22 protein-coding genes and 1 tRNA gene are annotated in these 21,766 nt (G+C 72.9%); 7 read left to right on the top strand and 16 right to left on the bottom strand.

The features are described from left to right. The first annotated feature begins 41 nt into the window (after positions 1 to 41). From tdh to IEV65_RS03615, 3 genes are all read left to right on the top strand, one after another. Positions 42 to 1,094 carry an L-threonine 3-dehydrogenase gene (tdh, locus tag IEV65_RS03625; RefSeq protein WP_188428222.1) on the top strand — a complete coding sequence of 351 codons (1,053 nt, stop codon included), beginning with the start codon at positions 42 to 44 and terminating at the stop codon, positions 1,092 to 1,094. Positions 1,095 to 1,103: 9 nt separating this feature from the next. Then, on the top strand, positions 1,104 to 2,294 hold the full coding sequence (locus tag IEV65_RS03620; RefSeq protein WP_188428221.1) for a glycine C-acetyltransferase: 1,191 nt from the start codon (positions 1,104 to 1,106) through the stop codon (positions 2,292 to 2,294). 169 nt (positions 2,295 to 2,463) lie between these two features. Then, positions 2,464 to 4,872: a hypothetical protein gene (locus tag IEV65_RS03615; RefSeq protein ID WP_188428220.1), complete on the top strand. Its 2,409-nt coding sequence runs from the start codon at positions 2,464 to 2,466 to the stop codon at positions 4,870 to 4,872. A gap of 72 nt (positions 4,873 to 4,944) precedes the next feature. On the opposite strand, the gene IEV65_RS03610 is transcribed toward IEV65_RS03615, so the two are convergent. The 5 genes from IEV65_RS03610 to IEV65_RS03590 form a co-directional block, all read right to left on the bottom strand. Then, positions 4,945 to 6,333 carry a hypothetical protein gene (locus tag IEV65_RS03610; protein WP_188428219.1) on the bottom strand — a complete coding sequence of 463 codons (1,389 nt, stop codon included), beginning with the start codon at positions 6,331 to 6,333 and terminating at the stop codon, positions 4,945 to 4,947. Then, positions 6,333 to 6,869, bottom strand: coding sequence for a SigE family RNA polymerase sigma factor (locus IEV65_RS03605; protein WP_188428218.1), 537 nt, complete (start codon positions 6,867 to 6,869; stop codon positions 6,333 to 6,335). The genes IEV65_RS03610 and IEV65_RS03605 overlap by 1 nt, the downstream gene beginning before the upstream one ends. A 132-nt stretch (positions 6,870 to 7,001) precedes the next feature. Next, entirely contained in the window at positions 7,002 to 7,895 is an 894-nt protein-coding gene (locus IEV65_RS03600) for an alpha/beta fold hydrolase (protein WP_188428217.1), read from the bottom strand. A gap of 31 nt (positions 7,896 to 7,926) precedes the next feature. Continuing rightward, positions 7,927 to 8,910, bottom strand: a complete 984-nt coding sequence (corA, locus tag IEV65_RS03595) for a magnesium/cobalt transporter CorA (protein ID WP_188428216.1) — start codon at positions 8,908 to 8,910, stop codon at positions 7,927 to 7,929. Between the two features lie 9 nt (positions 8,911 to 8,919). Then, positions 8,920 to 9,198, bottom strand: a complete 279-nt coding sequence (locus IEV65_RS03590; RefSeq protein ID WP_188428215.1) for a DUF3618 domain-containing protein — start codon at positions 9,196 to 9,198, stop codon at positions 8,920 to 8,922. A gap of 89 nt (positions 9,199 to 9,287) precedes the next feature. Between IEV65_RS03590 and bcp the strand changes: the two genes are divergently transcribed. Then, on the top strand, positions 9,288 to 9,764 hold the full coding sequence (gene bcp, locus IEV65_RS03585) for a thioredoxin-dependent thiol peroxidase (RefSeq protein WP_188428214.1): 477 nt from the start codon (positions 9,288 to 9,290) through the stop codon (positions 9,762 to 9,764). Between the two features lies 1 nt (position 9,765). On the opposite strand, the gene IEV65_RS03580 is transcribed toward bcp, so the two are convergent. Then, positions 9,766 to 9,845, bottom strand: a tRNA-Leu gene (locus IEV65_RS03580). Positions 9,846 to 9,930: 85 nt separating this feature from the next. Here IEV65_RS03580 and IEV65_RS03575 point away from each other — a divergent pair. Then, positions 9,931 to 10,749: an SGNH/GDSL hydrolase family protein gene (locus IEV65_RS03575; protein WP_188428213.1), complete on the top strand. Its 819-nt coding sequence runs from the start codon at positions 9,931 to 9,933 to the stop codon at positions 10,747 to 10,749. Positions 10,750 to 10,755: 6 nt separating this feature from the next. Here the strand turns inward: IEV65_RS03575 and IEV65_RS03570 are convergent, their stop codons facing one another. The 9 genes from IEV65_RS03570 to yczE all read right to left on the bottom strand — a co-directional run bounded on the left by IEV65_RS03570 (position 10,756) and on the right by yczE (position 17,010). After that, positions 10,756 to 11,685: a PhzF family phenazine biosynthesis protein gene (locus IEV65_RS03570; RefSeq protein ID WP_188428212.1), complete on the bottom strand. Its 930-nt coding sequence runs from the start codon at positions 11,683 to 11,685 to the stop codon at positions 10,756 to 10,758. A gap of 22 nt (positions 11,686 to 11,707) precedes the next feature. Next, positions 11,708 to 12,052 carry a hypothetical protein gene (locus IEV65_RS03565; RefSeq protein ID WP_188428211.1) on the bottom strand — a complete coding sequence of 115 codons (345 nt, stop codon included), beginning with the start codon at positions 12,050 to 12,052 and terminating at the stop codon, positions 11,708 to 11,710. A gap of 19 nt (positions 12,053 to 12,071) precedes the next feature. After that, the gene (locus IEV65_RS03560; protein WP_188428210.1) at positions 12,072 to 13,028 is read right to left on the bottom strand and encodes a homoserine kinase; all 957 of its coding nucleotides are present in this window, start codon (positions 13,026 to 13,028) and stop codon (positions 12,072 to 12,074) included. Beyond that, positions 13,028 to 14,122: a threonine synthase gene (gene thrC / locus IEV65_RS03555; protein ID WP_188428209.1), complete on the bottom strand. Its 1,095-nt coding sequence runs from the start codon at positions 14,120 to 14,122 to the stop codon at positions 13,028 to 13,030. Before thrC ends, IEV65_RS03560 begins: the two co-directional genes overlap by 1 nt. A 76-nt stretch (positions 14,123 to 14,198) precedes the next feature. After that, a complete protein-coding gene (locus IEV65_RS03550; RefSeq protein WP_188428208.1) occupies positions 14,199 to 14,438 on the bottom strand; it encodes a hypothetical protein in 240 nt (79 codons plus the stop codon). Between the two features lie 85 nt (positions 14,439 to 14,523). Then, the gene (gene rdgB / locus IEV65_RS03545) at positions 14,524 to 15,180 is read right to left on the bottom strand and encodes an RdgB/HAM1 family non-canonical purine NTP pyrophosphatase (RefSeq protein WP_188428207.1); all 657 of its coding nucleotides are present in this window, start codon (positions 15,178 to 15,180) and stop codon (positions 14,524 to 14,526) included. Then, the gene (gene rph, locus IEV65_RS03540) at positions 15,177 to 15,977 is read right to left on the bottom strand and encodes a ribonuclease PH (RefSeq protein ID WP_188428206.1); all 801 of its coding nucleotides are present in this window, start codon (positions 15,975 to 15,977) and stop codon (positions 15,177 to 15,179) included. Before rph ends, rdgB begins: the two co-directional genes overlap by 4 nt. A 28-nt stretch (positions 15,978 to 16,005) precedes the next feature. After that, positions 16,006 to 16,293, bottom strand: coding sequence for a DUF7218 family protein (locus tag IEV65_RS03535; RefSeq protein ID WP_188428205.1), 288 nt, complete (start codon positions 16,291 to 16,293; stop codon positions 16,006 to 16,008). A 24-nt stretch (positions 16,294 to 16,317) separates the two neighbouring features. Further along, on the bottom strand, positions 16,318 to 17,010 hold the full coding sequence (yczE, locus tag IEV65_RS03530; RefSeq protein WP_229734849.1) for a membrane protein YczE: 693 nt from the start codon (positions 17,008 to 17,010) through the stop codon (positions 16,318 to 16,320). Positions 17,011 to 17,080: 70 nt separating this feature from the next. Between yczE and yczR the strand changes: the two genes are divergently transcribed. Together yczR and IEV65_RS03520 are read left to right on the top strand one after the other, a co-directional pair. Continuing rightward, positions 17,081 to 18,595 (top strand): MocR-like transcription factor YczR, encoded by a 1,515-nt coding sequence (gene yczR, locus IEV65_RS03525; RefSeq protein WP_229734847.1) that lies wholly within the window; start codon positions 17,081 to 17,083, stop codon positions 18,593 to 18,595. Positions 18,596 to 18,690: 95 nt separating this feature from the next. Further along, on the top strand, positions 18,691 to 20,001 hold the full coding sequence (locus tag IEV65_RS03520; RefSeq protein WP_188428203.1) for an MFS transporter: 1,311 nt from the start codon (positions 18,691 to 18,693) through the stop codon (positions 19,999 to 20,001). Here IEV65_RS03520 and IEV65_RS03515 read toward each other — a convergent pair. Beyond that, positions 19,988 to 21,544 (bottom strand): molybdopterin-dependent oxidoreductase, encoded by a 1,557-nt coding sequence (locus IEV65_RS03515; protein WP_188428202.1) that lies wholly within the window; start codon positions 21,542 to 21,544, stop codon positions 19,988 to 19,990. The two genes, IEV65_RS03520 and IEV65_RS03515, sit on opposite strands and share 14 nt — an antisense overlap. Positions 21,545 to 21,766: the final 222 nt, after the last annotated feature.

Genomic DNA, 21,766 nt, shown 5'->3' with positions numbered 1-21,766 from the left:
CCGGACGCGGCCACGGGCACGGCATACGTCAAGATTGCTCCATGCGCGCACTCGTGAAGGCCACCGCCGGCTCAGGACTAGAGCTGATGGACATCCCGGAGCCGCAGGTCGGCCCGGGCGAGGTGAAGATCCGGGTGCTGCGCGCGGGGCTGTGCGGCACGGACCTGCACATCGAGAGCTGGGACGACTGGGCGGCCGGGATGCTCAAGCCGCCGCTGGTCGTCGGGCACGAGTTCTACGGGGAGATCGTCGAGGTCGGCCCCGGCGTGCCGGACGACGAGCGCTACGGCCTGCGGCCCGGCCAGCGGGTCTCCGTCGAGGGGCACGTGGTCTGCGGGCACTGCCGCAACTGCCGCGCCGGCCGCCGCCACATGTGCGTCAACACCTCCAACCTCGGCGTCAACCGCGACGGCTGCTTCGCCGACTACGTCGTGGTCCCGCACAGCAACGTCTGGGTGCAGCCCGACCTCATCGACCCCGACCTGGGCGCGGTCTTCGACCCGCTGGGCAACGCCGTGCACACCGCGCTGTCCTTCCCGCTCGAGGGCGAGGACGTGCTCATCACCGGCGCCGGCCCGATCGGCGTGATGGCCGCCGCCATCGCCCGGCACGCCGGGGCCCGGTATGTCGTGGTGACCGACCTCTCCGACGCGCGGCTGGCGCAGGCGAAGGCGGCCGGCGCGGACCTGACGATCAACGTCGGGCGCGAGCGCATCCACTCTGCGCAGGAGCAGCTGGGCATGACGGAGGGCTTCGATGTCGTCCTGGAGATGTCGGGCAGCCCGCGGGCGATGGCCGAGCTCATCGACAACTGCACCCACGGCGCCCGCGTGGCGATGCTCGGCCTGCCCTCGGCCCCGTTCGAGATCAACTGGGGCAAGGTCATCACCCACATGATCACGCTCAAGGGCATCTACGGCCGGGAGATGTACGAGACCTGGTACAAGATGACCGCGATGCTGCAGACCTCCGAGGTCCTGCGGGACCGGATCCGGTCGGTCATCACCCACCGCTACCCTGCCGAGCAGTGGCAGGACGCCTTCGCCGCGGCCCGCTCGGGCGAGGTCGGCAAGGTCATCATGGACTGGAGCTGAGGAGAGACCATGTTTGCCGTCAAGGACCAGCTGCGCGCCGAGCTCGACCAGATCGAGGCCGACGGACTGACCAAGCGCGAGCGGCTCATCACCACGCCGCAGAGCTCGCACATCGCCACCACCGCCGGTGACGCGCTCAACTTCTGCGCCAACAACTACCTCGGCCTGGCCAACCACCCCGAGGTCCTCGCCGCGGCGCACGCCGCGCTCGACGAGTGGGGCTTCGGTATGGCGTCGGTCCGCTTCATCTGCGGGACCCAGACCCAGCACCGCGACCTGGAGAAGGCGATCGCCGACTTCGTGGGCAAGGAGGACTCGATCCTCTTCCCGTCGTGCTTCGACGCCAACGGCGCGATCTTCGAGGTGCTGCTGTCGGCGGAGGACGCCGTCATCTCCGACGCGCTCAACCACGCCTCGATCATCGACGGGGTGCGACTGTCGAAGGCGCAGCGCTACCGCTACGCCAACCGCGACCTGGACGACCTCCGCGCCCAGCTGGAGGCCGCGAAGGCGGCCGGCGCCCGCCGGATCCTCATCGTCACCGACGGAGCCTTCTCCATGGACGGCTACCTCGCGCCGCTGGACCAGATCTGCGACCTGGCCGAGGAGTTCGGCGCCATGGTCATGGTGGACGACTCGCACGCGACCGGCTTCGTCGGCGAGCGTGGCCGCGGCTCCCACGAGGCGTGCGGTGTGATGGACCGGGTCGACATCCTCACCGGCACGCTGGGCAAGGCGCTCGGCGGCGGCTCCGGCGGGTATGTCGCGGGCCCCCAGGAGGTCGTCGACCTCCTCAAGCAGCGCGGCCGCCCCTACCTGTTCTCCAACGCGGTCGCCCCGTCGGTCGTCGCCGGGTCGATGAAGGCGCTGGAGCTCGCCCGCGACTCCGACGAGCCGCGCGCCCGGCTGCGGCGCAACGCCGAGCTGTTCCGCTCGCTGATGACGGAGGCCGGTTTCGAGCTGCTCCCGGGCGAGCACGCGATCGTGCCGGTGATGTTCCCGGGCGAGAACGGTGCTCGCACGGCTGCCGCGGTCGCCGACGCGATGCTTGGCCGGGGCGTGTACGTCATCGCGTTCTCCTACCCCGTGGTGCCCAAGGGCCAGGCACGGATCCGTGTCCAGCTCTCGGCGGCGCACTCGGAGGACGACGTCCGGGCGTGCGTCGCGGCGTTCGTCGCGGCGCGCGACGAGGTGGGCTGACGGCCTGAGGCTCCGCTGCGCCGCACGCATTGTGCACAGCAGCGGCACGGTTGGCAATAGGCAGTACTGCCCATAGTGGTGAAGCCTTCAACAGGAGTTGGCTCAGGGTCGACGGTCACGTGACTGACCGTCGACCCGTGACACCCAACTCTGGCAGGAAGGCCCACCCATGCGTTCACTGCGCCCTCCGGGGCACGTGGTCTCCGCGAGCGGACGACCCCCACGCCTGCGAGCAGTGCTGCTCGCCTGTCTCCTTGTGCTCGTCGGCCTGGCCGGCGGCACCGTCTCCCAGGCTGCCGTCGGCAATCCGTTCCTGATCGACGGGACCGTTCCCAACGAGGGCATGCTGGGCAACGCCGACATCGAGGAGGACGACCCGAACGGCAACGCCTCGGAGCTCGGTCCGCTCAACAGCAGCAGCACCAAGCTCGGCGTGATCCACACGGCACCCGTCCCGATGCTCGGCATGACCAACCCGAACGCACAGACGGACCTGGACAAGGTGTGGGTGACCAGCGAGACCGACGACGCCGGCGACGTGTGGCTGTACTTCGCGTGGCAGCGTGACTCCAACAAGGGCAGCGGCGTGCTCATGTACGAGTTCCAGGCACAGCCGGTGAGCAGCGCCTGCGACTACCCCCTCTCCAGCGCTGAGGCCGCCACCTGCAACCCCTGGGCCAACCGTCAGCCCGGCGATTTCGTCATCGTGTGGGACCAGTCGGGCAACAGCGCGGTGATCATCCTCCGGACGTGGTACTACCTGGACGCCGACGGCCAGCCGAGCACCAACCCTGACCCCGAGGAGTGGGGGGGCCGCACGTTGTTGCTGGACGCCGGTAAGGAGTTGACGACCACCGACGACGCGTTCGCCGCCTACAGCGGTACTCGCTTCCAGGGCGAGGCGGCCGTCAACCTTTCCGACACCGTGTTCCCGGCGGAACCGACGTCGTGCTCGACGATCGCCAACATCATCCCCGGCACAGTGACCGGCAACTCCGACACCGCTGACTACAAGGACACCGTGCTGGGCGACTTCGTCGACATCAGCAACTGCGGCTCGGTGACCATCACCAAGGACACGAACCCCGAGGGCGGCACCGGCCAGTTCCAGTACACCCTCTCCCGGTCCGACGACTCGCAGATCCGTTTCGACGGCACCCTGACGGCACAGGGCACCCTGACCGAGGACGGCGACGGCGAGACGCAGTCCACCCTGGTCGCCGGCGCGGGCTACACCCTGTCAGAGAACATCCTCAGCGGGCCGTACACCATGGACTCGATCGTCTGCGACGGCGTCGACATCGATGCCGGCGGCACGTTCGAGGTGGTCGCCAACGAGACGAAGCAGTGCCTCATCACCAACCAGCTCCAGCAGGGCACGCTCAACGTCGTCAAGGACGTGACCAACGACGACGGCGGCACCGCGGTGCCGGAGGACTACTCGTTCACCATCGACGGCGGGTCGCCGATCGACTTCCCCGCCAGCGGGAGCTACTCGGTGCAGGTCGACCAGGGCAGCTACGACGTCGTCGAGGTCGAGGCCGACAGCGGCGGCTACGCGACCACGTACAGCGACGGGACCAACGCCGACTGCGTCGACGTCTTCGTGCCGGCCGGCGGCAGCGCCACCTGCACCATCACCAACGACGACCAGCCCGGCACGCTGACCGTCACCAAGGTCATCACCAACGACAACGGAGGCGACGCCAGGTTCGACGACTTCACGTTCACCATCGACGGTGGGACAGCGGTCGGCTTCGACTCCGACGGCGACGGCGACGGCAGCATCAGCACGACCGTCGACGCCGGCACCTACGCGGTGGCCGAGCCGGAGGCGAACAGCGGCGGCTACACCACCACGTACAGCGACGGCACCAACACCACCTGTGACGCCGTCGTCGTCCCGCTCGGCGGTAGCGCCACCTGCACCATCACCAACGACGACCAGCCCGGCACGTTGATCGTCGTCAAGGACCTGGTCCAGGACAACGGCCGCACCGAGACGGAGGAGGACTTCTCGTTCACTATCGACGGCGGAAGCTCCATCTCCTTCGAGGCCGACGGCAACGAGTTCACGGTGGACGCCGGGAGCTACGACGTCGTCGAGGATGACGCGCCTGGGTACACCACCACCTACAGCGACAGCACGGGCGGCCAGTGCCAGGACATCGTGATCGCCAACGGCCAGACCGAGACGTGCACGATCACCAACGACGACACCAAGGCCGCTCCCTCGGGCACCACGGAGCAGTCGTGGGTGCTGCACGACGATCTCGCCATCACAGGCCTGCGGGCGGGCGCAACCGACGCTGACTCCTCCACCGTGACGTTCCGTCTCTACTCCGACGCCGGCTGCACCACGCAGGTCGGGGAGGACGAGACGGTGGCACTGGACGGGACCGCCGCCGGCACCTCGACCGGCGTCACCGTGAGCGCGGCCGGGATCTACTACTGGATCGCCGACTACAGCGGCGACCAGTTCAACGAGCCCTTCGAGACCACGTGCGGCGACGAGGTCACGGAGATACGGGCCAAGGACGCCAGGGACGGAGGACGCGACACCCTGACGGCCGTCTGACCGTCACGACTCACCGGACGGCCGGTCCCCCCTTCGGGGACCGGCCGTCCGCCCGTCACCGGGGACAGGTGCTCAGGGGGCATCCCCCCACCTCAGGTGGCCGACACCGCACATCGTCGGCCGGTGCTCGAGCGTCGTCAGCCGTAGCCGGCCCTCGTCGTCGGGCTCGAAGGTCAGGGCGAGATCGAGGGCGCCGCTCCCTCTCGCCAGCCGTGAGCCGTCGGGGCGCTCGGGCATGAGCTCGAGCGAGCCTGAAGCCTGCGCATCCTCCAGCGGCTGACCTACCCAGAAGTCCCCGACCAGGATGACACGGTCGTCGGTCCCGGTGAAGGTCCAGCCCTCGACCACCTGCACGCCGTCCACCTCCGTCGCCTGCAGCTCGAGGCCGCCCGGCCAGGTGTAGATGGTGTCGCTGCCGGTCGGGCAGGTGTTGGCCCCCCTGCTCGTGGCCGGCTCGCCCAGGACCTGTGTCAGGCCTGGCACGACCTCGTCCACGGGCGCCGGCAGCACGCTCTCCTGTATGCCGTGCCGTCCCCCCATCGGGTCGTACGTGGGGTCGCCGAGGTAGACGAGGTCGCCGGGGTCGGTGCACGAGGACGGGCCGGACTGCACCATCGCGACGGTCGACGCGCCGGGCTCCAGCCAGGCATGGACCTGACCGTCGGAGAGGCGTTGCTCGATCGGGACGTCGGGCCAGCCGCGCAGGAGGGTGCTGGCGAGCTCGAGGTCGTGGGTCTCCGCCGCCGGCAGGAGGGCCCGCGCGTCCTCCAGCGACATGCCGACCTCCAACCCCCGAGGCAGGTCCACGTCGGGTGCCCGGACGGACACCCGGTAACCCTCGACCATCATCGTTCCGGCGACCTCGCGCTCGAAGACGAAGAGCTCACCGTCCTCGAGCGTCCAGTAGGACAGGTCGCGCACGCCTGCCCTGGGCGCGAGCGCCAGCGGCGCGCACGCGGTGTCCGGCGCGGTCTCGAAGGCCCCGTCCGCGTCGAGGACAGGCGCACCCGAGCGTGGGCCGAAGGCGGCCTCCAGCACGGGGATGACGTCCGCGGACGCGGCCGGCAGCGGGACGCCACCGATGCTGGAGACGTCGAACGCGAACCGGGCTTCGGCCGGCGGCGTCGTCGGTCCGGTCGGAGCGGCAGTGCCAGTCCGCGTGGTGGACGCCGAGGCCGTGACGTCCTCGGTCGGCGTCGTCGACGGAGTGTCGCTGACCAGCACGTCCGAGGTCGGCGTCACCGCCGGCGGCAACGGGCCCGCATCCGGCCCCGTGCCCCCGCCCAGCACCACGGCCAGGGCGACCGCGCCGACACCCGCTGCTGTCAGCCCCGTCGCTGTCAGAGCGCGACGACGTCGCCGCATCCGCAGGCCCTCGTCCCACGACGCCGCGACGAAGTCGACCTCCTCGACCCCCTCAGCACCGCGATCCAGGACCTCCCAGAGGTGCCCACGTGCCATCACCACTCACCACCCTCAACGCTCAGCACCGGCGCCACACCCGGCAGCAGCCGCCGCAGGTTCACCAGCGCACCCCTGGCCAACGTCTTGACGGTGCCCGGCGCGATCCCCAGCGCCTCCGCGATCTGCGCCTCGGACAGGTCCTCGTAGTAGCGCAGCACCATCACGGCGCGCTGCCGCGGCGGCAGCTGCGCCAACGCCGCCCGCACCTCCGCACCCTCCACCCACGACTCCAGCGGGTCATCCACCCCGCGCCGCTCCATCAGCACGCCGACCTCGACCGGGTCCGCCGGGCTCTGGCGGCGCCCCCAGCGACGCCACCCGCTCACCACGTCGTGGTAGACCACGCGGCGCACGTAGGCATCGGGGTTTCCCTCACGGACCTTCTGCCACCGGCTCGCCAGCTTCGCGAAGGCCTCCTGCACCGCGTCCTCGGCCTGGGCACGATCCCCGCAGACCAGGTATGCCGCACGCAACAGCCCCCGCTGGTGCGCCCTCACGAACGCGGCGAAGTCGTCTTCAACCGCGATGGCCATGATGCCCGTCCTCTGCCGCTCATGCCCTGTAGACGCCGCACAGCACCCGCCGGGTTGTGTCCTCGGGCCATGACTTTCCGAGCCGAGCCCTGCGGTGTGGACCGCCCGGCCTGTCCCACCGGACGATCTCCGTCAGGACCCGCAGCCCCCGGCGCCGCAGGCGCAGCCGCCCCCGTCCCCACCGCATCCCCCACCACCTGCGTCGAGCGCGGCGACCGCGGCCAGCTCCTCGGCGGTGCGTGCGCGAGCGCCGAGGCGCTCACCGAGCAGCGCGAAGACCTCGACCAGGCGACGCACGTGCCAGTGGGCCTCCTCCTGCGGGTGCTCGGTCACCAGCGCGCCGGTGAGACGGTCCGACAGCCAGACCGCGTGACCGGCCGGGCTCACCGCCGAGTCGGTGCCCCACCACACGTCGACCGGGCCGGTGATCTCCGCGAGGTCCACGTCCCAGGGCTCCTGCACCTGCACGAGGTCGGCCACGATGCCCTCCGCCCCGGCGTGCGCACCGAGGTGCACCTCCAGCTGGTCGCGCAGGAACACCGGGTCCTGCAGGGCGAGCGCGTGCAGCCCCCGCTGCTGCTCGTCCATGCCGACGACCCACTCACGCTGCCCCATGCCGGGACTGCCCGCCTCGTCGGCGCAGGGCGCGACCGGCCACACCAGCGACAGGGCGGCAGTCCGCTCCGGATGCGCCGCCGCGAAGGCCAGCGCGCCGGCCGACCCGCCGGACCCGGCGAACACCCCGACGGGGCCCTCGATGCCCGCGTGCTCCAGCACCTCGAGCACCTCGCCGGCCAGCGCGCGGACAGGACGGTCCTCGCGGGCGGGCGAGTCGCCATACCCGGGGCGGTCGAAGGTCACCACGCGCAGACCCAGCGCCTGCAGCTGGTCACGGGTCGGGGTGCCGCTGAAGCGGGAGCCCGGCGTGCCGTGCAGCGCCACGACGGGGACGCCGTCCGGGGCACCCTGCACGCGGTAGGCGAGGCCGCTGGCGGTGACGAGGGCGGGAGCGGTGGTCGCAGTCACCCGACCAGTGTCGCAGAGCGCGCGAGTCGCCTCAGAGCCAGCCCGAGCGCGTGAACGAGCGCCACAGCAGGCCGACCACGACCGCCATCAGCAGCAGCACGAGCGGGTAGCCGACGAGCCAGTGCAGCTCGGGCATGTGGTCGAAGTTCATGCCGTAGATGCCGGCGATGAGCGTGGGCACGGTGATCATCGCGGCCCAGGCGGAGATCTTGCGCATGTCGTCGTTCTGCCGGACACCGATCTGCGACAGGTGCGCGCCGAGCACGTCCGAGAGCAGGGCGTCGTAGGACTCGATGCTGGCCAGCGTCAGGGCGAGGTGGTCCACGACGTCCCGGAAGTGCAGCCGCAGCTCCTTGGACCGCACGAAGCCGTTCTTGTCGGTGAGCTGCTGCAGCGGCACGCGCAGCGGCTCGGCGGCCCGGCGGAACTCCAGCACCTCGCGCTTGAGGCGGTAGATCGCCGAGGAGTCGGTCTTGTTGGCCCCGCCGAAGACGTCACGCTCGATCTCGGCGAGGTCGGCGGCCACCTCCTCGTCGATCTCGCGGTAGGTGTCGACGACCCGGTCGAGCAGCCCGTGGAGGACCGCGAGCGGCCCCTCCCGGAGCAGGCCCTGCTCGTGCTCCTCCAGACGCTGGCGCACGTGGTGCAGCGGCGCCGCGTCACCACGGCGCAGCGTCACGACGAAGTGGTTGCCGATGATGGCCATCAGCTCGCCGGTCTCGATGTCGGAGGTCGACTCCACGTAGCGCAGGGTCTTGACGACGGCGAAGACCGTCTCGTCGTAGGTCTCGACCTTGGCGCGCTGGTTGCCGTGGCGCACGTCCTCGACGGCCAGCGGGTGCAGGTCCAGCTCCTCGCGGACCCACTCGAATTCCTCGGGGGTGGGGTCCTTGAGCCCGATCCAGAGGAAGTCGTTGTCGGGGGCGCCCGCGGCGCGCAGCACCGCCAGCTCGTCGCTGGGGTCGCCGCACTCCTGGCGCTGCCCCGTCCGGTAGACCGCCTGGTCGACGATCACGGGGAGAGGTCAGCGCTTGTTGAAGGTGCGGCGCAGCAGGCCCAGCACGATCGCGCCCGCGGCAGCCCCGCCGAGCACCTTGGCGAGGCGGTCGTAGCGCAGGTTGCCGTCCTGGTCGAACGTCGCGTCGTTGGCCGAGGACTTCAGGGAGGCGAGGGCGTTGGCCTTCAGGGTCTGCGGGCTGACCTTGTAGGCGAGCTCGTCGACGGTGCGCGCCAGCCGGTTGCGGGTGGCGGCGAGGTCGGCCTCGATCTCCTTGGGCGAACGTGCGGTCTGCGTGCTGGCCATGTCCTGGGTCGTCCTCTGGTGAGGGGGCATCTGTCTCGTCTGAGACGATAACGCAGAAGCCGTGTCAGCGAACCCTCAAGGAGCCCCCGATGAGCCGTCTCGAGCCTGGTCAGACCGCCCCCGCCTGGACCCTCACCGACGCCGAGGGGCACGAGGTGAGCCTGTCCGACTTCGCCGGCCGCACGCTCGTCCTCTACGTCTACCCGGCGGCGATGACGCCGGGCTGCACCACCCAGGCGTGCGACTTCCGCGACAACGAGGCCGTCTTCGCCCGGGAGGGGTATGCCGTGGTCGGCGTCTCCCCCGACGCTCCGGCGAAGCTCGCGAGGTTCGCGGAGAAGGAGTCGCTGCCGTTCCCTCTCCTGTCGGACGAGAGCAAGGAGATGCTCACGGCCTACGGCGCCTACGGCGAGAAGATGAACTACGGCAAGAAGGTCATGGGCGTCATCCGTTCGACCTTCGTCATCGACGAGCAGGGCGTCGTCGAGGTGGCGAAGTACAACGTGCGCGCCAAGGGCCACGTCGCCTCGTTGGCCAAGCAGCTCGGGATCGACCTGCCCGCCTGAGTGCGCTCGGCGGGACTCGAACCCGCACGCCGGAGCACAGGAACCTAAATCCTGCGTGTCTGCCAGTTCCACCACGAGCGCGCGAGGGTCCAGCCTAGGCGACCGTCCGCCGCACGGCCCAGCCGGTTTGCTGACAGCGAGGGTGCCCCGGCACTACCGTTCCGTCATGGGAACCCGTGAACAGGGGCATCGGCGCCCCGCAGCAGTCGCAGCTTCCGTCCTGGCGCTCACCGTCTCGAGCGCTCTCCCCTCCGTCGCAGCCCCCGACGAGGTCACCTACGACGCGCTCGGGGACTCCTACGCCTCAGGGGCCGGCTCAGGACCGCTCGGCGCCTGCGGCCAGTCGGAGGCCGCCTACCCTGAGCGCCTCGACGCGCGGAAGAAGATCTCCCTCGACGACGACAACACGTGCGCCGGAGCGACCGTCCAGACCATGCTCGAGACGCAACTGGTCGGGCTCGACGACGCGGAGCTGGTGACGGTGACGATCGGCGGCAACAACATCGGGTGGTCCCAGGCCATCGGCGCGTGCCTGGCCTACGACGAGGAGACCTGCGAGTGGGCTGTCGGGCAGTCCACGTGGGCGATCACCAACGTCCTGCCGCCCCTGCTGGACACCGCCTACGCGGCGGTCCATGCGTCCGCGCCCGAGGCGCACGTCGTGGTCACCGGCTACCCGCGCCTCTTCTCCCCCGAGTTCGGCGACTACGCCGTCACCGGCACGCCCCTCGTCGCGACGGTCTCCGAGCAGCAGCTCCTCAACGCCGGCGCCGACCAGCTCAACGCGGTCATCGCGGCCAAGGCGGCCGAGCACGGCTTCCAGTACGTCGACGTCACCGAGAAGTTCTCCGGCCACGGGGTCAACGCCCCCGACGCCTGGATCACCGGGGCCCAGGACATGGTGCCGTTCCACCCGACGGCCGCGGGTCAGGACGCCTATGCCGCCGCCGTCACCTCGCAGCTCGACCCGCGCAGCCTGCGCTGACCTCGCTCACCGGCGGGCGTGACCACGCCCCAGCGTGACCTCGCCACGCACGGTCGTGGTCACGTCCCCGCCCACCCACAGCTGTCCGCCGACCTGCTCGAGGTAGACGCGCCCGTCGCGCTGCAGCCGTGTCCCCTGGCCGGCCACGTACCGGTCCGGCAGCCGGCCGGACCCCACGAGCCACTGACCCAGCCCGGCGTTGAGGCTGCCCGTCACCGGGTCCTCGACGAGGTGCGGCCCGTCCCGGAAGAAGGCGCGGACCTCCACGTCCTTGCCCGCCGCACCCGGGTCCGGCCAGCGCCCGACCACGCCGACCGCCAGCCCGAGCGCCCCCGGCTCGTCGACGCGCCCGAAGTGCTCGGCGACCGGCTCGACCGCGAGCACCGCGGCCGCGTCGGCCAGCTCCACCCCGACCCACCCGGGTCCGTTGTCGATCCAGGCCAGGTCGAGCACCTCAGCCTCGCGCAGACCCAGCGCCGCCAGCACCCGGGCCCGGTCCTCCTCCGCCACCGGCCCGGACCGCACCAGCGGCGGCGCGGCGAACGCGAGCCGGTCGCCCCTCCTCACCCTGACCAGGCCGGCGCCGCACTCCTGGACCACCTCGCCCTCGCTGCGCGGTATGCCGCCCGCCTCCAGCCAGGCGTGGGCCGAGCCGAGCGTGGGGTGGCCGGCGAACGGCAGCTCACCACCCGGGGTGAAGATCCGCACCCGGTAGTCGGCACCCGGGTCGGTCGGGGACAGCAGGAAGGTCGTCTCCGACAGGTTGGTCCAGCGCGCGAAGGCCGCGAGCTGCTCGTCGTCGAGGTCGTCCGCGTCGTGGACGACGGCGAGAGGGTTGCCCGACAGTCCGGCCAGAGCCGGGGCGTCGGCCTCGCGCGGCGGCCCGAAGACGTCGACCTGGCGGAAAGGCAGGGTCGTGCGAGGCGTCGCGTTCATGCGGTCATTGTGTGTCGACCGCTCAGTCCTCGGACGCGGGGGTCGTCGAGGCGAGCAGCCTGCGGGCCCGACGGCCGAGGTCGCTGAGGTCGACCCGCCCCTCCTCCGCCGCCGCCGCGAGCCGGGCTGCCAGGTCGAGCGCCTCGTCCAGCTCCGGGCCGGCCACCACGGCACCTTGACCCATGTCCCGCAGGATCGTCACCTCGGTCCGGGAGGCGATCAGCGGGTCGGCGACGCCCTCGACCCACACCCTGGTGCGGCGCCGGTCGCCGCGTTCGTCCCCGGTGAGGCGCTCGAGCGCGTAGATCCGGTCGGCACGGGCGAACGTGCCGAAACCCAGCGCCACCATCCGCGTCGAGGAGGCCACCCGCTCATCGTGGCACCGCTCAGCCGCGAGCGCCCTCCGAGCCGAGCACCTGGAGGCCGACCGTCGGCACGCCGGGCTGCAGGACCTGCCACGGGTCGGCCCACGAGCGGACCTCCTGCACGACGATCTCCGCCACCTCGGCGGTGGTCAGGCACAGCACGGTCGGTCCCGCACCGGATACGACCGCCGCGTGACCCAGCGCGCGGAGCCGGTCGACGGCCCCCATCGTCACCGGGTAGACCTCCCGCCGCTGCTCCTGGTGCAGCCAGTCCTGGGTCGCGTCGAGCAGCAGGCCCGGCTCGGAGGTCAGCGCGTGCACGAGCAGCGCGGACCGCCCCGCCTGCCGGACCGCGTCCGGCCGGGACACCTGGGGCCCGAGGACAGCGCGAGCCGTGGCGGTGTCCAGCCGGGCGTCGCGCGGCACGAGCACCACGGGGGCCACGTCCTCGTGCAGCACGGGGCGCGCGGTGCGCACCACCTGCGGCGAGGGCATCCAGGAGATCGTCAGGCCGCCGTAGACCGACGCCGAGCTGTTGTCCGGGTGCCCCTCGGCGATGCCGGCGCGGGTGTTGACCAGGCCGAGGTCCGCCTCGGTGAGGTCTCCCCCGCGCGCGAGCGCGAAGCCCAGCCCCAGCCCGCCGACGATCGCCGCGGCCGAGGAGCCGAGCCCCGCCGACATCGGCACGGCGTTGCGGCAGATGACGCGCAGCCCGTAGCCGTCGAGCCAGCCGATCCCGCACGCCTCGAGGGCCTCGCGCAGCCGGGCCACCACGAGGTGGCGCGCGTCGGTCGGCAGGTCGTCGGCCCCCTGCCCCTCCAGCAGCACCCGGAGGTGACCGGGGTGCGGGGTGACCTCGACGGCATACTCGTCGAGGAGACCGAGGGCCAGCCCGACCGCGTCGAACCCGGGGCCGAGGTTGGCCGTGCTGGCCGGGACGCTGACCGAGACGGACAGGCCGGGCTCGAGCTCGGCCATCACCCCAGCCCGAGCGCGTCGGCGGCGCTGACGACGTCGATCCCGATCCGCACCGGCTCCACCTCGGCACCGTCCGCGCCCTTGAGGGCCCACTGCGGGTCCTTGAGGCCGTGGCCGGTCACCGTGCAGGCGATCGTCGACCCCGCGGGCACGAGCCCGGCCGCGTGCGCCTTGAGGAGGCCGGCGACCGAGGCGGCCGAGGCCGGCTCGACGAAGATCCCCTCGCGCGAGGAGAGCAGTCGGTGCGCCGCGAGGATCTCCTCGTCGGTGACCGAGTCGATCAGACCGCCCGACTCGTCGCGGGCGGCGACCGCCTGCTCCCACGAGGCCGGGTTGCCGATCCGGATGGCCGTCGCGATAGTCTCGGGCTCGTCGACGGGGTGGCCCAGCACGATCGGGGCCGCGCCGGCCGCCTGGAAGCCGAACATCCGGGGACGCCGGCTGGCGGGCGCCGTGCCGTGCGCACCGGGGGCGGCCGGGTCGGCGTACTCGGTGTAGCCCTTCCAGTAGGCCGTGATGTTGCCGGCGTTGCCGACGGGCAGGCAGTGGATGTCGGGCGCGTGCCCGAGCGCGTCGACGACCTCGAATGCGGCGGTCTTCTGGCCCTCGATGCGGGCGGGGTTGACGGAGTTGACCAGCTCGACCGGGTAGGCCTCCGCGAGCTTGCGGGCCAGCGTGAGGCAGTCGTCGAAGTTGCCGTCGACCTGGATCAGCGTGGCGCCGTGGGCGATGGCCTGGCTCAGCTTGCCCATCGCGATCTTGCCGGCCGGGACCAGGACGCCGCACGTCATACCGGCCTTGGTGGCGTAGGCCGCCGCGCTGGCCGAGGTGTTGCCCGTCGAGGCGCAGATGACCGCCCTGGCGCCCTTGCGGGCCGCGTCGGAGATCGCGGCGGTCATGCCGCGGTCCTTGAACGAGCCGGTGGGGTTGAGGCCCTCGTACTTGACGTGCACCTGCGCGTCCACGAGCTCGCTGAGGTGCTCGGCGGGGATCAGCGGCGTGCCGCCCTCGCGCAGCGTGACGACGCGCTCGGTGATCGTCGCGGGGAGACGGTCGGCATACTCGGCGATCACGCCGCGCCACTGGTGCGCCATAGGGGGTCCTCGGAGGTCGGGAGCGGGGCAGGACAAGGGTATGCCGTGCCCTGGGCGTGACCTTCCTCCGGTCCGGCTACGACGCCCGGTGTCGCCGTGCGAGAGAGCGACCACCCAGCACGCCGAGGATCAGTCCCAGGCCCGCTCCGACCCACAGACCGATGGTGCCGGTCGCCTCGTAGCCCCGCTGGCCGGCGAACTCGAAACCGGACAGGTAGTTGCCCCCGACGCTGATGCCCGTGAGCAGCCCGAAGACACCTCCGAGGACGAGCAGGACCAGACCACCGAGGACCGCGTAGACCGTCTGTCGCGACATGGCGACTCCTCCGTTCGCGGGGAGCGGCACTCGTGCGCTCCGTGGACCGCTGTCCGATCAGTGTCCAGCGCGGCGCGAATGTTGCCTAGGCCTGGCCCAGGAGTCCGACGATGTCCTCACCGAGGCTGCGGAAGGCCTGCCCCCGGTGGGAGATCGCGTTCTTCTCCTCGGCGGAGTGCTCGGCGAGGGTGCGGCCGTCGGGGCGCACCAGCAGCGGGTCGTAGCCGAAGCCGTTGCTCCCCCGTGGCTCGCGGGCCACGCGCCCGCGACAGCTGCCCTCCCGCACGACCTCCTGACCGGTCGAGCCCGGGGCGGCCCCAGGGAGGACGAGCGCCGCGGCGCAGACGAAGCCGGCGCCGCGGTGCTCGTCGGGCACGTCGGCCAGCTGGGCGAGCAGCAGGGCGTTGTTGGCCTCGTCCCGGGACGTGGACGTCACGTCCGCCAGCGGTCCGGACCAGCGTGCCGAGAACACGCCGGGCGCGCCGCCGAGGACGTCGACCGCGAGGCCGGAGTCGTCGGCGAGCGCGGGCAGGCCGGTGGCGGCAGCGGCATACCTCGCCTTGAGCAGGGCGTTATCCGCAAAGGTGACGCCGGACTCGACGACGTCCTCGAGGCCCTCGAAGGCGTCCAGCCCGACCAGCTCGAGACCGGTGCGCCCGAGTGCGTCGGTGAGGATCTCGCGGAGCTCGACGACCTTGTGGGCGTTGCGGGTGGCCAGGACGATCCGGGGAGCGCTGCTCACCACGTCGGCGGGCCCTGGTCGAGGTCCGCGCCGGCCTCGTGCGCGTCGGAACCGCCCATGTCGTCGGCCCCGAACGCGGCCTCCTGGCGCGCGGTGAGCTCGGCGCAGCCCTCGGACGCCAGGTCGAGCAGGACGTCGAGCAGCTCGCGGTCGAAGGGCACGCCCTCGGCGGTGCCCTGCACCTCGACGAACCGGCCGTCACCGGTCATGACGACGTTCATGTCGGTGTCCGCACCCGCGTCCTCCTCGTAGTCGAGGTCGAGGACGGCCTCCCCGTCGATCACGCCGACGCTGACCGCGCAGACCGACCCGGTGATCGGCTCGGCGTCGGCCTTGATGAGGCCCTGGGCGCGGGCCGCCTCGACGGCGTCGACGAGCGCCACGAAGGCGCCCGTGATCGCGGAGGTGCGGGTGCCGCCGTCGGCCTGGAGGACGTCGCAGTCGAGCTGGATGGTGTTCTCCCCCAGGGCCTCCAGGTCCACCACGGCACGCAGCGAGCGGCCGATGAGCCGGCTGATCTCGTGCGTGCGACCGCCGATGCGGCCCTTGACCGACTCACGGTCGGAGCGGGTGTGCGTGGAGCGCGGCAGCATGGCGTACTCGGCCGTCGTCCAGCCCTTGCCCGAGCCCTGGCGCCAGCGCGGCACGCCGGCGGTGAACGACGCGGCGCACAGCACGCGCGTCTTCCCGAACTCCACGAGCACGCTGCCCTCGGCGTGGTCGAGCCAGTTGCGCGTGATCCGGATCTCCCGGAGCTGATCGGGCGTGCGGCCGTCGTGGCGCGTTCCGGTCGTCATGCGCCCAGCCTATGCGCAGCGCGGTGGGTCAGTGGTTGCGCAGCGCGTCGATGAGCTCGGCCTTGTCCATCGAGGAGCGGCCCTCGATGTCCAGCTCCGCGGCCCGCCTGCGGAGCTCCTCGACCGTGCGGTCCTCGTAGTTCTCGGCCTCGCCGCCGCGTTCGCCGACCTCGCTCCGCGAGCTGGCGGCCGCGGCGTTGGCGATCCGCGCCGCCTTCTCCTTGCTCGCGCCGTCGTCGCGCAGCGCCTCGTAGACCTCGGGGTCCTTCACGCTCGGGCCCGGGTCCCGAGCCGTGTCGCTCTTCTTCGGTGCCATCCCTCAACGGTATGCCGCTCCCGCTCAGCTGTCGCCCTCGAGCGGCACCACGAACCACGGCAGCATCGCCTGGGTGATGGGGCCGATGAGCAGCGCGTAGGCGACCGTGGCGATGCCGAGCACGCCGCCGAGCGCCCAGCCGAGCAGCACGACGGCGACCTCGAGCGAGGTCCGCACCAGCCGGATCGAGCGGCCGGTCCGCCGCGCCAGGCCCGTCATCAGGCCGTCGCGCGGGCCGGGGCCGAGCTGGGCGCCGATGTACATCGCGGTGGCCGCGCCGTTGAGCAGCAGCCCGGCGACGACCAGGGCGGCCCGCGCCGGCAGGCCCTCCACCTCGGGGACCATCGCGATCGCCGGGTCCACGACGAGGCCGATGAGCACCGCGTTGGCGATCGTGCCCAGCCCGGGGGCCTGGCGGATCGGGATCCACAGGAGCAGCACGACCACCGACACGGCGATGACCACCTGCCCGAACGTGAGCGGCAGGTGGCGCGCGACGCCCTGGTGCAGGACGTCCCACGGCATGACGCCGAGCGTGCCGCGCACGAGCAGGGCCATCGAGACGCCGTAGAGCACGAGCCCCACGAGCAGCTGAGGCACCCGGCGGGCCAGCCGGCCGGCGCGCAGCTGGTCCAGCGGGCCCAGGCGGGTCAGCTGGCGTCGCGGGTCGGCGGCGCGGGCCCGGGCCCGCTCGGCGGTCATGGTCACAGCGTTCATGAGACCACTGTGCGCGGCAACTGGCCCCGTGATCCATAGCCACTTGGTGGCCGGTGGCCACGAAGTGGCTATGGACGACCAGTCCACCTTCCGTCATGCTGGCGGTATGCCGCTCGCGCTCACCGCCTCCCGCGTCGCCTCGCTCGTCGGCCAGCACCTCGAGGGACCCGGCCGCGGCGAAGGTCCTGCCTACGCGCGCCTGGCCGACGCGCTGCGGCAGGCGATCGTCGACGGGCGGCTCCCGCAGGGGACGCGGCTGCCCTCCGAGCGCGACCTCACGGGCCCGGTGGGCCTGAGCCGGACCACGGTGACCCGCGCCTACGCCGAGCTGCGCGACCAGGGCTACGTCGTCACCCGCCGCGGCTCGGGCAGTCTGGTCCGGGTCCCGGACGTGCCCGGCGGACGCGTCGACCACCTCCTCGCGCCGAGCAGCCTCGACGGGGCCGACGTCGCGGACCTGACGTGCACGGCGCAGGGCGCCCCGCCCGGGCTCACCGAGGCCTTCGAGCGCGCGATGGCCGACCTGCCCGCCTACCTTCCGGGCACCGGCTACTACCCGGGCGGGCTGCCCGCCCTGCGCGAGCGGATCGCCGCCAGGTTCACCCGCCGCGGCCTGCCCACCGACCCCGAGCAGGTCCTCGTGACCGCCGGGGCCCTGGCCGCCGTCGCCACCGCCTGCGGCCCGCTCGTCCGCCGTCGCGCCCCGGTCCTCGTCGAGAGCCCGACCTACCCCAACGCGGTCGCCGCGCTCCAGGGCGCCGGCGCCCGTGTCGTGCCTCACCCCATCGACCACCTCACCCACGACTGGGACGTCCCGGGGCTGGCTGCCGCGCTGCGCGCGAGCGGCGCGCGGACGGCATACCTGATCCCCGACTTCCACAACCCGACCGGCGCCCTGATGAGCGATGAGCAGCGGGTCCAGGTGGCCCGCGTGCTCAGGGCCCACGACGTGGTCGCGGTCGTCGACGAGTCGCTCGTCGACCTGCCGCTGGACGGCCAGGAGGTGCCTGCTGCGCCGCTCGGCCGCCACCTGCCGACCGCGGTGACGGTCGGCAGCGCCAGCAAGACGTTCTGGGGCGGCCTGCGCATCGGCTGGCTGCGGGTCCCGCGCTCGCGCGTGGAGGAGTTCGCCTCCAGCCGGCTGCGGCTCGACCTCGGCGCGCCCGTGGTCGAGCAGCTCGTGCTGTGCCACCTGCTCGACCGCTACGACGAGATCGTCGCCGAGCGGCGCGCGAGCCTTCGAGCCGGCCGTGACGTCCTCCTCGAGGGGCTGTCCGTGCAGCTGCCCGACTGGCGGGTCCGGGTGCCCACGGGCGGGATGGCGCTGTGGTGCGCGCTCCCCCGGCCAGGGTCCACCCGGCTCGCCGTGGCCGCCCGTCGGCACGGGGTGGTGCTCGCACCGGGGCCGACGTTCGCGCCGGCCGGCGGGATGGACGGGTGGGTGCGGCTGCCCTACTCGCTGCCGGCCGCGCAGCTGGCCGGCGTGGCCGGGCGGCTCGCCGCCGCGTGGGACGACGTCGTCCGCGGGCGCGTGCGCCTGGAGGACCTCGGCCGGGGCGTGAGCGGCGACCGGATCATCGCCTGACGCGGGGTACACTTGAGGGGTTGACAAGGGTTTCGCGTGCCGGGTGGCTGGGACGGCGCGCACGTCCATGACGGACCGCGCGAAAGGCGTACCCCGTGTCTCCCGTCCAGTCCTACCGACAGCTCTTCGCCCTCACCGGGCCCCTCTACGTCGCCGTCGCCTTCCTGGGGCGCATCCCCCTGGCGATGTCGCAGATCGCCAGCCTCCTCGCGGTGTCCGCCGCGACCGGCTCCTACGCCGCCGGAGGTGTGACCGCCGGTGCGCTCGCGGTGGCCAACGCGGTCGGCGCCCCGCTGGCCGGTGCCCTGAGCGACCGGCTCGGTCAGCGTCCGGTCCTGCTCGTCCAGAGCGTGCTCGGCACCCTCGGCCTGGCCGTGCTGGCCCTCCTCACCGGGACCCACGAGGCCGGGTCGGCATGGTGGCCGCTGCCGGTCGTGGCCGCGCTCGGCGGGGCCTTCGTGCCCCAGGTCGGCACGATGGCACGCGTGCGGTGGCGGCCGATCAGCCGCGCGTCCCGCGCGCACGACCCGCGGGTGATGGACGCGGCGTTCTCCTACGAGGGCGCGGCCGACGAGGCCTCCTTCGTGCTCGGCCCGGCGCTCGTCGGCGTCATCGCCGCGGTGGCCGCTCCGGTGACCTCGCTGGTGGTCGCGGCCGTGCTGCTCGGGGCATTCGGCACGTGGTTCGCGGTGCACCCCACGAGCTCTCTCGTCGGCCGGGCCCCCAGTTCCACGGCCGGCCGGGACCGGCTGCTCACCCCGGCGCTCCTGATCCTGGCGGCGACCCAGCTGACGCTCGGGATGCTCTTCGGCTCGGTGCAGACGGGCACGTCCGTGCTGGCCACCCAGGCGGGTCAGCCGGGTCTCACCGGGCTGCTGCACGGGCTCCTCGGAGTCGGCAGCGTGCTCGCCGGGCTCGCGGTGGTCGCGGTGCCCGAGCGCGTCGGCTACCCCACCCGGCTGCGCTGGTTCACCCTCGCCCTCGTGGTGCTGGCCGTCCCGCTGCTCGCGGTGGACGGTCTGGGCACCCTCGCGGTCGCCCTCCTCGGCCTCGGCTTCGCGGTCGCGCCGACGATGATCACCACCTTCACCCTCGCCGAGCGACTCACGCCCGCGCGCCGGCTCGGGGCCGCCATGACGCTGCTCGCCGCCGCGACCGGGACGGGGTATGCCGTCGGCGCCGCCCTCGCCGGACGCCTCGCCGACCTCGGCGGTCATCGGCCCGCCTTCGCGGTGACCGTGGGCGCCACGGTGCTCGCGCTCGGGCTCGCGCTCGCGGCAGCGGCGCCTGTGCGACGCGCGCACGCCCGCCCGGGGTCGGCAGCCGCCGTGCGGACAGGCCCGCAGGACGCCGCGGGCGGCGACGCTGCCGGCGACGCGGCCCGGGAGCTCGTCAGCTCACGCTGACCCGCACCTGGTGCCACCCCGTGGCACCGTCGGGCGCGGGCGGGGCGGGCTGCTCGACCTGCTGCGCGCCCGTGGCGTCCGTGGCACGCACCCGCAGCACGTGCTCGCCCGGCGCCGCGTCCGGCCAGGTCCAGCGCCAGAGCCGCCACGCGTCCACGCTGGGCTCCTCGAGCAGCTCGGCCCGCGACCACGGGCCCCCGTCGACCTGCACCTCGACGGCCGAGACCCCCCGGTGCTGGGCCCAGGCCACCCCGGCCACGACCACCTCGCCCGCCCCGAGAGCGGCGCCCGGGCGCGGCACGTCGATCCGCGACGCGGTCTTGACCGGGCCGAGCGCCGACCAGCCGCGCGGCGTCCAGTAGCCCTCGTCGGCGTCGAACCGGGTGACCTTGAGCTCGGTGACCCACTTGGTCGCCGACACGTAGCCGTAGAGCCCCGGCACGACCAGCCGCGCCGGGAAGCCGTGCTCGGGCGGCAGCGGCTCACCGTTCATGGCCACCGCGATGAGCGCGTCCCGGTCGTCGGTGAGGACCTCCAGCGGTGTCCCCGCCGTCCACGCGTCGACGCTGCGCGACAGCACCATGTCCGCCTCGGGCCGCACCCCTGCGCGCGCGAGGAGCTCACGGACGGGCCAGCCCTGCCAGCGGGCGTTGCCCACCAGGTCCCCGCCGACCTCGTTGCTGACGCAGGTGAGGGTGACGAGGGCCTCGACGTGCTCCTCCGCGAGCAGGTCCTCCCAGGAGATCTCGATCTCGCGCTCCACGAGCCCGGTGACCCTCAGCCGCCACTCGGCGGGGTCCACCCTCGGCACGCGCAGCGCGGTGTCGATCCGGTAGAACTCGGCGTTGGGGGTCAGGTATGGCGAGTGGCCGGCCACGTCGCTCGCGGCACCGGCGGGGACGCTCACCTTCCGGGTGGGGACCGGGAGCGTGATGGCACGGGCGGCCGCGCGGGCCCCGCGGGCGACCCCGGACAACGCCTGCCCGGCCACGACGCCGAGGACACCCAGTGCCGTCAGTGCGCCGGCCGAGGTGAGCAGCCCCCGTCGCGAGAGTCCGTCCGGGCCGGCCGGAGAGGAAGCGGTGTCCCGTGGGGACGGCCCCCCTGTGGCCAGCAGCCAGGACAGGACCCACGTCCCCGCGAGCACCCCGACGAGCGTCGGCACCACGTCGAGCGGTGCCGCACCGGGGCGGGACAGGACGGCGGCGCCGCCGACCATCCCGACCAGGACGAAGAGGCTCAGCCCCGGGCCGCGCCGTCGGGCCGCAAGGAGGCCGAGCAGGGCGCAGACCAGGGCGAGCGCGAGCGCCATACCGACGCCGAGCGCGAGCTTGTCGGCCGTGCCGAAGGTGGCCACGGCCCAGTCCTTGAGCCACGGAGGCGTGCGGTCGACGAAGGCCCCGCCGACCGCGAGCAACGGGGAGGGCGTGCCGACCGAGCCGAGCCACTGCGTCCAGAGCGCGGCGAGCAGCTCGGCGGCGCCGAGGGTGACGGCTCCTGCGGCCACGCCGCACAGCGCGTCGAGCAGGCGGGGACGGGTCACGGCTGGTGGCGCTCCGACACACCGGCCCCGTGCCGCGCCGGGTGGGCGACCAGGCGAGCGCCCCACAGGCCGAAGCCCACCGCGAGCGCCTCACCGACGGTGCTGACGACTTCTCGGGGGACCAGAGCGGGTCGTACATGCGCGGGATCGGGCCGATCGGGGGCACGTCGACGAAGTGGTAGAGCAGGACCGGGACGAGTGCGGACAGACCCACGAGGACGG

The sequence above is a fragment of the Ornithinimicrobium tianjinense genome (assembly GCF_014636495.1).
Taxonomy (GTDB): domain Bacteria; phylum Actinomycetota; class Actinomycetes; order Actinomycetales; family Dermatophilaceae; genus Ornithinicoccus; species Ornithinicoccus tianjinensis.
This window is presented reverse-complemented; position numbering and strand designations above follow the sequence as displayed.

Bases quoted from the DNA above. Each gene is read 5' to 3' on its own strand.
- tdh (WP_188428222.1), top strand. From the start codon at position 42: ATGCGCGCACTCGTGAAGGCCACCGCCGGCTCAGGACTAGAGCTGATG.
- IEV65_RS03620 (WP_188428221.1), top strand. From the start codon at position 1,104: ATGTTTGCCGTCAAGGACCAGCTGCGCGCCGAGCTCGACCAGATCGAG.
- IEV65_RS03615 (WP_188428220.1), top strand. From the start codon at position 2,464: ATGCGTTCACTGCGCCCTCCGGGGCACGTGGTCTCCGCGAGCGGACGA.
- IEV65_RS03610 (WP_188428219.1), bottom strand. From the start codon at position 6,333: ATGGCACGTGGGCACCTCTGGGAGGTCCTGGATCGCGGTGCTGAGGGG.
- IEV65_RS03605 (WP_188428218.1), bottom strand. From the start codon at position 6,869: ATGGCCATCGCGGTTGAAGACGACTTCGCCGCGTTCGTGAGGGCGCAC.
- IEV65_RS03590 (WP_188428215.1), bottom strand. From the start codon at position 9,198: ATGGCCAGCACGCAGACCGCACGTTCGCCCAAGGAGATCGAGGCCGAC.
- bcp (WP_188428214.1), top strand. From the start codon at position 9,288: ATGAGCCGTCTCGAGCCTGGTCAGACCGCCCCCGCCTGGACCCTCACC.
- IEV65_RS03575 (WP_188428213.1), top strand. From the start codon at position 9,931: ATGGGAACCCGTGAACAGGGGCATCGGCGCCCCGCAGCAGTCGCAGCT.
- IEV65_RS03570 (WP_188428212.1), bottom strand. From the start codon at position 11,685: ATGAACGCGACGCCTCGCACGACCCTGCCTTTCCGCCAGGTCGACGTC.
- IEV65_RS03560 (WP_188428210.1), bottom strand. From the start codon at position 13,028: ATGGCCGAGCTCGAGCCCGGCCTGTCCGTCTCGGTCAGCGTCCCGGCC.
- thrC (WP_188428209.1), bottom strand. From the start codon at position 14,122: ATGGCGCACCAGTGGCGCGGCGTGATCGCCGAGTATGCCGACCGTCTC.
- IEV65_RS03550 (WP_188428208.1), bottom strand. From the start codon at position 14,438: ATGTCGCGACAGACGGTCTACGCGGTCCTCGGTGGTCTGGTCCTGCTC.
- rph (WP_188428206.1), bottom strand. From the start codon at position 15,977: ATGACGACCGGAACGCGCCACGACGGCCGCACGCCCGATCAGCTCCGG.
- IEV65_RS03535 (WP_188428205.1), bottom strand. From the start codon at position 16,293: ATGGCACCGAAGAAGAGCGACACGGCTCGGGACCCGGGCCCGAGCGTG.
- yczE (WP_229734849.1), bottom strand. From the start codon at position 17,010: ATGAACGCTGTGACCATGACCGCCGAGCGGGCCCGGGCCCGCGCCGCC.
- yczR (WP_229734847.1), top strand. From the start codon at position 17,081: ATGGACGACCAGTCCACCTTCCGTCATGCTGGCGGTATGCCGCTCGCG.